The 12,642-nt window shown below is 69.2% G+C and carries 10 protein-coding genes; 7 read left to right on the top strand and 3 right to left on the bottom strand.

The window, feature by feature from the left end; genetic code table 11:
* Window positions 1-79 precede the first annotated feature (79 nt).
* Window positions 80-1,885, top strand: coding sequence for a 2-oxoglutarate dehydrogenase, E2 component, dihydrolipoamide succinyltransferase (sucB, locus tag ABD264_RS00645; protein ID WP_344203534.1), 1,806 nt, complete (start codon window positions 80-82; stop codon window positions 1,883-1,885).
* Between the two features lie 187 nt (window positions 1,886-2,072).
* Window positions 2,073-2,426 (top strand): hypothetical protein, encoded by a 354-nt coding sequence (locus ABD264_RS00640; RefSeq protein WP_144942813.1) that lies wholly within the window; start codon window positions 2,073-2,075, stop codon window positions 2,424-2,426.
* 238 nt (window positions 2,427-2,664) lie between these two features.
* On the opposite strand, the gene ABD264_RS00635 is transcribed toward ABD264_RS00640, so the two are convergent.
* Window positions 2,665-4,551 (bottom strand): serine/threonine-protein kinase, encoded by a 1,887-nt coding sequence (locus ABD264_RS00635; protein ID WP_344203529.1) that lies wholly within the window; start codon window positions 4,549-4,551, stop codon window positions 2,665-2,667.
* A gap of 438 nt (window positions 4,552-4,989) precedes the next feature.
* Here ABD264_RS00635 and lipB point away from each other — a divergent pair, with 438 nt between their 5' ends.
* From lipB to ABD264_RS00620, 3 genes are all read left to right on the top strand, one after another.
* Window positions 4,990-5,742 (top strand): lipoyl(octanoyl) transferase LipB, encoded by a 753-nt coding sequence (gene lipB, locus ABD264_RS00630; RefSeq protein ID WP_144942811.1) that lies wholly within the window; start codon window positions 4,990-4,992, stop codon window positions 5,740-5,742.
* A 92-nt stretch (window positions 5,743-5,834) separates the two neighbouring features.
* Window positions 5,835-6,842, top strand: a complete 1,008-nt coding sequence (lipA, locus tag ABD264_RS00625) for a lipoyl synthase (RefSeq protein WP_303105534.1) — start codon at window positions 5,835-5,837, stop codon at window positions 6,840-6,842.
* A gap of 120 nt (window positions 6,843-6,962) precedes the next feature.
* Window positions 6,963-7,712 (top strand): DUF4191 domain-containing protein, encoded by a 750-nt coding sequence (locus ABD264_RS00620; RefSeq protein ID WP_144942809.1) that lies wholly within the window; start codon window positions 6,963-6,965, stop codon window positions 7,710-7,712.
* A gap of 164 nt (window positions 7,713-7,876) precedes the next feature.
* Here ABD264_RS00620 and ABD264_RS00615 read toward each other — a convergent pair whose 3' ends face one another.
* Window positions 7,877-8,323 (bottom strand): RDD family protein, encoded by a 447-nt coding sequence (locus ABD264_RS00615; RefSeq protein WP_144942808.1) that lies wholly within the window; start codon window positions 8,321-8,323, stop codon window positions 7,877-7,879.
* Between the two features lie 235 nt (window positions 8,324-8,558).
* Here ABD264_RS00615 and glnA point away from each other — a divergent pair, with 235 nt between their 5' ends.
* A complete protein-coding gene (gene glnA, locus ABD264_RS00610) occupies window positions 8,559-9,983 on the top strand; it encodes a type I glutamate--ammonia ligase (RefSeq protein ID WP_144942807.1) in 1,425 nt (474 codons plus the stop codon).
* A 189-nt stretch (window positions 9,984-10,172) separates the two neighbouring features.
* Here the strand turns inward: glnA and mptB are convergent, their stop codons facing one another.
* Window positions 10,173-11,747, bottom strand: a complete 1,575-nt coding sequence (gene mptB / locus ABD264_RS00605; protein WP_244944805.1) for a polyprenol phosphomannose-dependent alpha 1,6 mannosyltransferase MptB — start codon at window positions 11,745-11,747, stop codon at window positions 10,173-10,175.
* 185 nt (window positions 11,748-11,932) lie between these two features.
* Between mptB and orn the strand changes: the two genes are divergently transcribed.
* The gene (gene orn, locus ABD264_RS00600; protein WP_344203523.1) at window positions 11,933-12,562 is read left to right on the top strand and encodes an oligoribonuclease; all 630 of its coding nucleotides are present in this window, start codon (window positions 11,933-11,935) and stop codon (window positions 12,560-12,562) included.
* Window positions 12,563-12,642: the final 80 nt, after the last annotated feature.

The raw sequence follows: 12,642 nt of genomic DNA, 5'->3' as shown, positions 1-12,642 counted from the left end.
CCGGTTCCCAACTCCGCGGGGGCCCGCACCCAGGCCCCCCGCACACTTTTCGAATCTTGAGAGAGGGACGGACGAAACAATGTCTGAAACCGTGAACCTGCCCGCACTGGGCGAGTCTGTCACCGAAGGTACCGTGACCCGCTGGCTGAAGCAGGTGGGCGACGAAGTGGCCGTGGACGAGCCCCTGCTGGAGGTCTCAACGGACAAGGTCGACACCGAGGTCCCCTCCCCCGTGGCCGGTGTGATCGAGAAGATCCTGGTCGAGGAGGACGAGGACGTCGAGGTCGGTGGTGCGTTGGTCGTCATCGGCGACGGCTCCGGTTCCGGCGACTCCGGTTCCGACGACGCCGCCACGCAGGACGACGCCCCGGCGAAGGCTTCCGGGGAGCCCGCCGAGCAGAAGAGCGAGCCCGAGCAGGCGCCCAAGGCTGACACGAAGCAGGCCTCGGGCAACTCGGTGGAGGTCACCCTTCCCGCACTCGGCGAGTCCGTGACCGAGGGCACCGTGACCCGCTGGCTCAAGCAGGTCGGCGAAACCATCGAGGTCGATGAGCCCCTGCTTGAGGTCTCCACCGACAAGGTCGACACCGAGGTCCCCTCCCCCGTGGCCGGCACCCTGCTGGAGATCAAGGTCCAGGAGGACGAGGACGCCGAGGTCGGCCAGGTGCTGGCGATCGTCGGCGACGAGTCCACCGCCGGGTCCTCCGACTCCGACAACGGCTCTTCGGACAACGGCTCCTCCGACCAGTCCGGAGAGACCAAGGCCGAAGCAATCGAGGACGCCGCAACCACCGCCGACTCCGGAGAGAACACCGAACAGGCCGCCGAGGCGAAGACTTCTCAGGCGCCCACGGCTGAGTCCGAGTCGGAGAAGACGCCGTCGAAGCCGGCCGAGTCCGCCCCGTCCGCGGGCAAGGATGTGCCCGGGTACGTGACGCCGCTCGTGCGCAAGCTGGCCCGCGAGAAGAACGTGGATCTCTCCACGATCTCCGGCACCGGCGTGGGGGGCCGCATCCGCAAGCAGGACGTCCTGTCCGCCGCGGAGAAGGCCGAGAAGTCCGTGGCGCCCGCCACCACGGATACCGGAGCGGACATGTCCCCGGCTGTGTCCACGCAGAGTTCCGGCAAGGCTGCTCCGGCCGCTGCCCCGGCGGCCGACCCCAAGCGCGGCACCACCGAGAAGGCCCCGCGCATCCGCATGACCATTGCCAAGCGGATGCGCGAGTCCCTCGAGGTCTCGGCGCAGCTCACGCAGGTCACCGAGGTGGACATGACCCGTGTCGCGCAGCTGCGGCAGAAGGTCAAGGACCAGTTCCAGAAGCGCGAGGGCGCCAAGCTCACCTTCATGCCCTTCTTCGCGAAGGCCGTGGCCGAAGCCCTGCAGGCGCACCCCGTGCTGAACGCGATGTTCAAGGAAGACTCCAAGGAGATCGTCTACAACTCCTCCGAGGACATCGCCATCGCCGTGGACACCCCGCGCGGACTCCTCGTGCCGGTGGTCAAGAACGCCGGCGATCTGAACCTCGGCGGTCTCGCCAAGCAGATCGCCGAGCTCGGTGGCGCCGCCAAGGACGGCAGCATCTCGCCGGATGCCCTGACCGGTGGGACGTTCACGATCACGAACATCGGGTCCTTCGGCGCGCTGTTCGACACGCCGATCATCAACCAGCCCCAGGTCGGCATCCTGGGCACGGGCTCGATCGTGAAGCGGCCCATGGTCATCGCGGACGCGGACGGCAACGACACCATCGCCATCCGTCACATGTGCTACCTGTCCCTGACCTACGACCACCGGCTCGTGGACGGCGCGGACGCCGGCCGCTTCTTGAGCACCCTCAAGAAGCGCCTCGAGGCCGGTCAGTTCGAGTCCGAGGTGGGTCTCTGAGCCTGACCGCTCGGCGGTGAGGACGGGGTCCTCGACCTCACCGCCATCCCGGTGCCCGCGGGCCCGGGCTGTCGCGTGCCGTGTGCACCCGGTGGTCCGGGCCCGCTGTCGTTCTCGAGTGTGTTTGCCTACCCCCACGCCCCGGCAGGTGTCAATGGTTCAGGCGACACTCGGTTACCCTCGAAGCATGACCTTTCTTCTCAGCCTCATGCTCTTCCTTCACATCGTGGGTGTGGCCGTCATAGTCGGCACCTGGATCTACACCATGAAGACTCCCACCGTCACGGTCAGCCAGTTCTGGGCCGCTGTGCTGATGCTCGTCACGGGCCTCGTCATGGTGGGTATCCGTGAGATGAGCGGCGGCCACGACAGCCTCAACTTCGCCAAGATCGGCGTGAAGTTCGTCATCCTCCTGGTGGTGCTAGTCGCCGCGTTCATCGGCATGCGCAAGACCCAGCGGGGCGAGCCGGTGTCCACCGGACTCGCCCACGCGGTGGGCGGCATGGCCCTCATCAACGCGGCGGTGGCCGTCTTCTGGTGAGCCGCTGACAGCTGACGAACGCCCGGGTGCCCTCACCCGGGCGTTCGGCGTTTCTTGCCCTTTCGTCCAAGTTCCCGCGGACGGTGCCGTAGGCCGCCCACCACTGATCGACGTCCCTTCAGCTCGTGCCGCCGCCGTTCCCCCACTGGTCGACGCACCCGCCCCTCGTCCCCGTGTCGTCGGCCTCCGCACGCCGCCGTCCGTGGCAGCGGTTCGGCTCGCCCCCGGTCGTGGCCGGTCACCCCGGCGCGGTGAGCGGGGTGACGTCCGCGAGACGCCAGCCCTGCGCTGTCGCCGTGATGGTGATGCGCAGCCGTTGCCTGGCCAGGTCCCCGTCCCCTGTCACGGCGGATCCCGTGGGCAGTGTGCCACGCCAGCCCCGGGTGACCACCTCGGCGTTGTAGGTCCTCGTGCGGGCAGCGTCGGCGGGTGAGAGGCGCGCCGCCGTGTCCGGCTTCTGCTCGGCAAGTGAGACGACCTCCATCCGGAGTTCTGAGAGCTCTGTCGTGCCGGCATCCGCCCCGCCCCGCGCAGCCGCTCGACGTATCAGGTCCTTGTCACGGGCCGCAAGACCGGACCGCGGGACGTACACCGCCTCCGCGGCGGCCTCGTCACCGGCCGCGAGCGCGGCCGCCCTCCGGGCCACGAGGTCTCCCACGGCCCCGCGAGCCTCCCGGTCCTTGTCCTGCATGCTCTCTCCCGGAGCCGTTCCCGTACCCGCGGACGATCCCCCGGACGCCGAGGGTGCCACCTGGCGAGGTGACCCGCCGCCGGTCCCCCCAGCATCCCGCGACGCGGATTCATCGGTGTTTCCCCCGGCTCCGCTGGTTCCGGACGGGTTGGCGCTCACCTCGAAGCCGCGCGCCTCATCGGGGCTGCGTGCGTCCTCGGGAGCCGCGGGCGACGCCGTGGCTCCGGTTCCGGCCACGACGTCGCCGTCGGGCCAGTTCGCGAGCACCCAGACGATCGCTGCGGCAGCGAGGACGGCCGCCGTGATCGCAAGGACGCGACGTGGACCGTGGCTCTCTCCGTCCGTGGCGGCAGTCCCGGCGGTGGCCTGCCCCACCGTCCGCGCACGTTCTCCCCCTCTGCCCTGGGACCGTTCGCTGCGTCCGCCGAGTCGGAGCGCGGCAGCGGCGAACGGGCGACGGCGCGGCCGCAGCACCGTCCCGTCGGCCCTGATCACCTCGGGTGTCATGCGCTCGGGCGGGCGACGCGCGGGCGACGGCTTCCGGACAGGTGTGTCGAATCCGGTGGCGAGCTCGTGGGCGGAGGGCCGCTGCGCGGGGTCGTCGCACAGTGCGCCCTCGAGCATCAGCACCAGGTGACGCGGCGCGTTGGGACACATGAGGCTCAGTGGCACCCGGTGCGCATCCGGGCCCGGGTAGCGTCCGGTGAGTGCGAGCCACCCTGTGACGGCAAGGTCGTGGACGTCCTGAGCCGCGCTCACCTCGGTGGAGGAACCCGCTGCCACCGGGCCCGCCTCGTCCATGTGGTGGTGGGCCCGGCCCAAGCCCACGGCCCGGTCCGCAAGCTCCTGGCGGGCGTCCGTGTCCTGGGCCTGCCCCCATGCCGGAGGCCCGGGGCGGGCACCGGCACGAACGCCGTAGCCGTCCAGCAGCGCCCTGCCGTCGGGAGTCACGAGCACATGCCGCGCACTCAGCGCGCCGTGCACCCACCCGCGCTCGTGCAGCCGTGACAGCCCCCGGGCGGCATCCGCGAGAACCGGCAGCAGAGTCTCCGGTGCCACTCGGCCCTGCTCGCCCATGATCTCGGCGAGGGGTCGAGCCTTCACGTGCTCAGCCACGAGGGCGCCCCGGTCCACTCCGTCCCCGCGGGGCGAGCCACCAGCCGGAGCTGCGGCGTTCCTGTGGATCGTCCCGTCCGCGATCACCGCCCGGACGCCCACCAGGGCGGGATGGGTCTCCTGCGCCCAGGCGTCGACGAGCGCCGCGAAGTCAGCCTCGACCGGGCGGCGTCGTTCAGGGTCCTCGGACACGGCGAACGTCACGGTGAACCCCTCGCGGGTGGACTGCTCCCGGGCGAGCCAGGTGCGGGTGCCGCCGCCCTCCGCGAGCCGCTCGACGAGTTCCAGCCCCTCCCCCTGGGCCGCACGGCGCTCCACCGCAAGCGATGGACCTCGGCCGACCACGTCGCCACCCGCGGTGGCGGCTCCGCTGGTGCCCCCGGGTGCATGCCGGTCAACGGTGCGCCCGCCGTCGACCGGACCTGGCGGCAGGTCCGCAGACGGGCCAGAAACGAGCGATGCAGCAGCGGGTGCTGCAGCATCAGGAGAGACCGGCTCGAGAGCGGGTGGCACGACTCCCCCGTGATCCAGTGGCTCCGCGGCCGAAGGTGTCCTTCGGGCCGCCCTCACCCGTTCCTCCGTGGTTCGGTGACGCCCGGTGGACCCGCCTGCCGTGTCCTCGACGTGGCCCGGACCCTGCCCGGCGTGACGGGTCCGGCCGTGGGCACGATGTTCGCTCATGACCCCACTGTGCCCGTCGGAAACCGTCTCCGCGCACGTTATCCACAGGCTGGGGAGAAGGGATAAGCTGTCCGAATGGCTCTGCACTTCGAACGCGTCGGCTTGGCACCGAACCTGGTGAACTACCGCGAGTGCCTGGACTTGCAGCGTGAGGTCCACCGGGAGGTCGTGGCCGGAACGCGCGGCAACACCGTGCTGATGGTCGAGCACGATCCCGTCTACACGGCCGGGCGCAGGACCGAGAAGCACGAGTATCCGTGGGACGGCACCGAGGTGGTGCCCATCGGCCGCGGCGGCAAACTCACCTACCACGGCCCAGGCATGCTCGTGGGCTACCCCATCGTGCGTCTGCCGATCCCCCTGGACGTCGTGCGTTTCGTGCGGGTCCTCGAAGAGGTGATCGTGGCCGTCGTGCGGGACTTCGGGGTGCCCGCCACCACCGTCGCCGGCCGTTCCGGCGCGTGGGTGCTCGCGGACGAGCGCGGACCGGACCGCAAGATCTCCGCCATCGGCGTCCAAGTCTCCAAGCGCGCCACCATGCACGGTTTTGCCCTGAACTGCTCCAACGACCTCCGTCCGTTCGGCAAGATCATCCCGTGCGGCATCACGGATGCGGGCGTCACCTCTCTCAGTGCGGAGACCGGGAATCGGATCGACCCCGTGGACGTTGTCGCGCGTATGGAGCAGGAGCTCGCGGCCCGCGAGGCAGATTTGTGCGTACCCTTCGAACCACCCACCCCCGCACCAGCACCCATGCTGCGGCACGAGTACGTCCCCACCGCCGCAAGGGAGACCACTGCCGCCCCGGACGCCATCCCCGCGTCCTGACACGCCCCAGTCGTCAACCACTCTCGACAACGGCCCCCACCACCGCACCGGGTGGGCACGGGCCACGCCAGCGTCACCAGCGAGGAGAACCCATGACCATCGCCCCCGAAGGCCGCAAGCTGCTGCGCGTGGAGGCACGCAATGCAGAGGTCCCCATCGAGAAGAAGCCGTCCTGGCTGAAGAACACCGCGAAGATGGGCCCCCAGTTCACGGAGCTGAAGTCCATGGCACGCGGCCGCGGACTCCACACGGTGTGCGAGGAGGCCGGGTGCCCCAACATCTACGAGTGCTGGGAGGACCGGGAGGCCACGTTCCTCATCGGCGGGGACACCTGCACGCGGCGCTGCGACTTCTGCGACATCGCAACGGGCAAGCCCGGCATGGTGGACGTGCAGGAGCCCCGGAAGGTCGCGGAGTCCGTGCGGGACCTGGGTCTGCGCTACGCCACCGTGACTTCAGTGGCGCGTGACGACCTCTCGGACGGCGGCGCCTGGCTGAATGCAGAGACCATCCGTGCGATCCACGCCATGAACCCCAGCACCGGCGTGGAGATCCTCATTCCCGACTTCAAGGGCCAGCCCGACGCCCTGCAGCAGGTCATCGACGCCCAGCCCGAGGTGTTCGCGCACAACCTGGAGACCGTCCCGCGGATCTTCAAGCAGATCCGCCCGGCCTTCGCGTACGAGCGCTCCCTGGACGTCCTGACCCAGGGCAAGGACAACGGGATGATCGTGAAGTCTAACCTGATCCTCGGCATGGGCGAGACGGACGACGAGGTCTACGAGGCGCTGTGCGACCTGCACGACGCCGGCTGCGACATCATCACCCTCACCCAGTACCTGCGCCCCGGCCCCACGTTCCACCCGATCGACCGCTGGGTGAAGCCGGAAACCTTCGTGGAGCTCTCCAAGGCCGCCGAGGAGATCGGCTTCCTGGGCGTCATGGCCGGGCCGATGGTCCGTTCCAGCTACCGCGCCGGCAAGCTGTGGGCCCGCGCGATGAAGAAAATGGGCCGCGAGATCCCGGAGCACCTCTCGCACATCGACGATTCCGGCTCCGCCACGCAGGAGGCCTCGAGCCTGCTCGCCCGGCTGGGCTGAGCCGGCACCGCTCTCGCATGACGACGCCGCCCGCGACCCGGGCGGCGTCGTCATCTCCGCGCCCGTCCCCCAGCGGATAGAATGACCGCGATCCCCTACCAGCAACTGCGAGGAACCACCGTGTCACCAGCCACGTCCACCAAGGCCAAGGCCGCCGAACGCGACCGCAAGCGCGAGGAGAAGCGCCAACGCAAGGCTGCCAAGGGGCCCGGCGTCTTCGCGCAGATGAAGCAGGTCTTCCAGATGACCCGCGAGCAGGAGCCGAACATCCTGTGGTGGATGATCCTGCTGGGCCTGGGCGTGCTGCTGGTCTTCCTGCTGATCGGTGTGGCGCTCGGCAACTGGATCACGTGGCTGCTGATCGGCATCCCCTTCGCTGTGCTGGCCGCGGTGATCCTGCTCTCCCGGCGTGCTGAGCGGGCGGCGTTCTCCCGGATTGAGGGTCAGCCCGGCGCCGCCGGTGCCGCGCTGTCCACCCTCAAGCGCGGGTGGATTGTGGAGGAGGAGCCCGCGGCCATGGACCCGAAGTCCAAGGACCTGCTGTTCCGCGCCGTGGGACGCCCCGGGGTCGTCTTCATCACGGAGGGCCCGGTGAACCGCGTGGACAAGCTCGTGAAGAAGGAGCGCCGCCGGATCGGGCCCGTGATCCAGAACGTGCCCATCCACGTGATCAAGTCCGGCAACGGAGAGGGCCAGGTTCCTCTGAACAGGCTCGCCAAGACGATGCGCGGGCTCGACAACAAGCTCACCAAGCAGGAGGTGCAGGTGGTCCACCGCCGCATGAGCACCCTGCAGAACCGCCTGCCCATCCCCAAGGGCGTGGACCCCATGCGGGCACGCCCGGACCGCAAGTCCATGCGGGGCCGCTGAGCGGACTGAGACCGCGAAGAACGAGGGCGAACGGGCCGGGTCACAAGACCCGGCCCGTTTTGCGTGCCCGCACCCGATGTCAACGCCCGACGTGGGAGCCTCATGTTGGAATCCGGCGTCAGGGCAGCGGCCGCCGGCGGTGGGGCCTCGCCCCTCCTGAGCTGTCAGCGCACGCGCACCAGCACGGTGTCGACCGCGCGGTCGTGCAATCCGCGCTGGTCCTCGTCCGAGACGAGCGGGGGGATCACCAGACACAGCAGCAGGGTGCGCACGAGCGCCTTGCCGAACCCTGCCGGGCGCCCGTCCATCGTTTGCACCTGCAACCCCGTGACCCAGTGCCCGATGGTTCGCCCGAAGAGGCCGACCATGAGCACGCTGAGCACGAAGAACACGGCCAGGTTCATCAGTCCCGAGCCGTTCCAGCGGGACAGGAACAGGCCCGCGAGCACGAGCGCCAGCAGCCAGTCGATCGTTAGTGCCACCAGCCGTGCGGGGAACCGTGCGATCGAGCCGGCACCACGTTCCGGGCGCCCCCACCGCTCACCCGGGTACCGCGAGCCCTCGCGGGGTGCGCCGTCGAGCCACGAGCCCATGTCCTGCCGTGAAACCATGCCCTCAACCCTAGCCGCCCGATCCTCCGGCAGCGTCACCCGCCGGTAGAGTGGGGAGGGTACTGACCGGTCGGCGGGGCCCCACCGCGCGGGTGGCGCGTGTTACACGCACGAAACACCCGTGACACCGTCGGGCAACGCCCGGTTCCTACGCTGGACACCAGAACCGGACGCTCGCGGTGGCTCCACCCGCCGCGGCGCCGATCGGACGCCCTTACAGAAGGAGAACAGGTCCATGTTCCAATCAGCCGAAGAAGTGCTGTCGTACATCCAGGACGAGAACGTCGTCTTCGTCGATCTCCGCTTCACGGACATGCCCGGTGTGCAGCAGCACTTCAACCTGCCGGCCAAGGCGGTGGACGAGGACTTCTTCACCGACGGACAGCTGTTCGACGGCTCCTCCATCCGTGGCTTCCAGGGCATCGCCGAGTCCGACATGCAGCTCATCCCGGACCCGCAGTCCGCGTTCGTGGACCCGTTCCGCGTAGAGAAGACCTTGGTGGTCACCTGCTCCATCGTGAACCCCCGCACCGGTGAGCCCTACCACCGCGATCCCCGCGGCGTGGCCGAGCGCGCCGAGGCGTACCTCGCCTCCACCGGCATCGCGGACACCGCGAACTTCGCCTCCGAGGCCGAGTTCTTCATCTTCGACGACGCCCGCTTCCAGGTGGAGCCGCAGTCCACGTTCTACAAGATCGACTCCGAGGAAGCACCGTGGAACAGCGGTCGCGAGGAGGAGGGCGGCAACCTCGCCAACAAGACCGCGGTCAAGGGGGGCTACTTCCCCGTCTCCCCCGTGGACAAGCAGGCGGACCTGCGTGACGCCATGTGCGTGGCGCTGGACGACATCGGCCTGGAGGTGGAGCGCTCCCACCACGAGGTGGGCGCTTCCGGCCAGGCGGAGATCAACTACAAGTTCTCCACCCTCACCGCAGCCGCGGACGACCTGCTGAAGTTCAAGTACGTCATCAAGAACACCGCGGACGCGTTCGGCAAGACCGCCACGTTCATGCCCAAGCCCGTGTTCAACGACAACGGCTCAGGCATGCACTGCCACCAGTCCCTGTGGAAGGGTGGCGAGCCGCTGTTCTACGACGAGAAGGGCTACGCGGGCCTCTCGGACGTGGCGCGCTGGTACATCGGCGGCCTGCTGGAGCACTCCTCCGCAGTCCTGGCGTTCACCAACCCGACCGTGAACTCCTACCGTCGTCTGGTCAAGGGCTACGAGGCCCCCGTGAACATGGTGTACTCGCAGGGCAACCGGTCCGCGGGCATCCGCATCCCGATCACGGGCACGAACCCCAAGGCCAAGCGTCTGGAGTTCCGCGCCCCGGACCCCTCGTGCAACCCGTACCTGGCGTTCGCCGCGCAGCTGATGGCTGGCCTGGACGGCATCCGCAACCGCATCGAGCCCGCGGATCCCATCGACAAGGACCTCTACGAGCTTCCGCCAGAGGAGGCCAAGGACATCAAGAAGGCCCCGGGCACCCTCGAGGAGGCCCTGAAGGCGCTCGAGGAGGACCACGAGTTCCTGCTCGCCGGTGACGTCTTCACCGAGGACCTCATCGAGTCCTGGATCGAGTACAAGCGCGAGAACGAGCTCAAGCCGCTCTCCCTGGTCCCCCATCCCCTGGAGTTCCAGCTGTACTACGGCGTGTGATCCCACACCCGGATCGGTCGAGGGCCCCGCTCGTGACGAGCGGGGCCCTCGCTCCGTCTCCACCTCTTGGGAACCGTCAACCGGTCCCAGAGCACCGCCCGGGTACCAGCTGCCCGTCACGGTCCCCGGGGTGGCGCCGCCGCGGGCAGGCACGGCGGCGTCCGGAAGCAGGGACGACGACGTCGTGCTCTACAGCACCGCGGTGCGGCCGCGGCTGTGTGCCTGGGCGCGGGCGATGCGCCGGGTCGCAGGGTCGAGCACCCACAGGTACACGCCGTAGGTGCAAGCCACGAGTGCTGCAATCACGCGGGCGGCCAGGAGGTTGAGATCCAGATAGGGGAAGACGTCCAGCTGGTCCGCCACGGCATAGACGGTGAAGAACGCCGTGATAAAAAACAGGACGTCCACCTGCCAGTCGTCGCGGATGCCGGTGATCGCGAACAGCGGTATGAGCCACACCACGTACCAGGCCTGGATGATCGGGGACAGCAGCACGAAGGCCGCGAGCGCCCACGCGAGGCGCCGGAAGATCCTGGTGTCGCGGCCCACGAACATCAGCACCACAACCACCAGGGCGGCCAGTGCCGTGCCTGCGGCGTGCACGGCATCCATCCAGGCGGAGCCGTTGAGACCCCACGAGCTTCCCACGAGTTGCGCGAAGAGCCCGAGAAGGCCGATGGGTGCGTACCAGATGTACACGGTGCCGGGGGTGGACACCGCGGAGACCCAGCCGAAACCAAATCCGTTGAGCAGCCCCATGAGCCCCAGCAGGGCTAGGGAGTACGCCAGAGTGAGCGCCCAGACCACGAACCGGCGGGGCCAGGATGCGTTGCGCCCGGCCCACAGCAGGCCCACGAACGGTAGGAAGACCAGGGTGATGGGCTTGATAGCCACGGACAGCGTCACGAGCGTGGTGCCGAGAAGCCCGCCCTTCCAGTTGCGCTGCACCGCGGCGGCGTAGGTTCCGAGCAGGGCGAGAGCCAGCATGATGGCGTCGTTGTGCGCGGAGACCACGAAGTTGGTGAGGAACAGCGGGTTGGCCACCGAGAGCCACATCGCGCGGCGCGGGTTCACGCCGTGCAGCCGCGCCAGGCGAGGGATCACCCACATGCACGCGATGACCGCCAGCACGCACATGCCGCGGAACAGCAGCACGGACGCGTCCGGATCCGTGCGAGTGACCGTAACCACGAGCTGCTCGAGCCACAGGAACACGGGCCCGTACGGGGGCGGCGACTGCGCCCAGAACTGGTCGGCGCCGAGCTGAAAGAAGTTGTCGATCGAGGAGACCCCGGACTCGTAGGGATTCAGCCCGTTGAGCATCACGCGCCCCTGGCCGATGTACGAGTACACGTCCCTGCTGAACAGGGGGATGCTCACGAGCATGGGCAGGGTCCACGCGCCGATCGCGATGAGCACCCATCGGGCGCTGGCGGGACCCCAGGGGTCGAGCTTCTGGCCGAGACGCAGCCACTGCCGCACCAGGAGCATGGCCCCGAGCGCCAGCGCGAGCACCGAAACGACGACGCCCATGGTTTCGAACCGCATCCAGATGATCAGGGGGTTGCGGCGAAGCCCCGAGACGCTCGCCAGCCACCCGACCCCCAGCGAGCCGAACGCGAGCATGAGCGATCCGAGGGTCCCCATCAGCACGGTGCGCGTGAGTGAGGACGCGCTGGTGTCCTCGGGGGCCAGGCAGCTGGGGTCTTGGTGGCCGGGGGCGGGTGCCACCGGCTGCCCGGCCTTCCTGGACGTGGTGCGCACTGCGAGGGCCTCCCGGTGGTCGTTGCGTCGGTAGCGGTCGTGGCCGCCCGCGGGCGGTGCCGGCCGCGCGAGAGTCGCGGGGGCGGCGTCGGGCCCGATCCTACCGCGCGTGCGGACGCCGCCGACCGCGCGCAGCCGGGTGCGCGGGTGGGAACCGGGCGGGAACGACGCGATAGATTGGAGGGGTGACGACTGGAAACCGGAGAATAGTGTGGATCGACTGCGAGATGACGGGGCTGTCCCTGTCCGATGACGCGTTGATCGAGGTGGCCGCGCTCGTGACCGACGACGAGCTCAACGTGCTGGGCGACGGCGTGGATGTGGTGATCAAGCCGCCGCAGACCGCCCTGGAGCAGATGAACGACTTCGTACGGAACATGCACGCGACGTCCGGGCTGCTGCCCGAGCTCGACAGCGGCACAGACATGGCCACTGCGCAGGCAAAGGTCCTCGACTACATCCGCGAGTGGGTGCCCGAACCCGGCAAGGCGCCCTTGGGCGGCAACTCTGTGGGCACCGACAAGACGTTCCTCTCCCGTGACATGCCCGAGCTCGTGGACCACCTGCACTACCGGATCATCGACGTCTCCACGATCAAGGAACTCGCTCGGCGCTGGTACCCGCGGGCGTACTTCCAGGCCCCGGAGAAGACTGGCAACCACCGCGCGCTCGGGGACATCGAGGACTCCATCGACGAGCTTCGCTACTACCGCCACATCCTGTTCCCCGGTGAGCCGGGCCCCACGTCCGACGACGCCCGGCGGGTCGCGGCGCTCATCAAGGCCTCTCCCACGCGCACGGCCGAGCGCGGCTAGCGGCCGCCCCCGCGGGCGGCGGGCGCCGGATGCGCGCAGAGGGCCTCGGGTGCGCTATAGTGGTCGTCGTTGCCCGGCGG

It is taken from the genome of Kocuria salsicia (assembly GCF_039532055.1).
Lineage (GTDB): Bacteria > Actinomycetota > Actinomycetes > Actinomycetales > Micrococcaceae > Kocuria > Kocuria salsicia.
The sequence above is the reverse complement of the archived record's forward strand: the minus strand, read 5'-3'. Positions and strand labels throughout refer to the sequence as shown.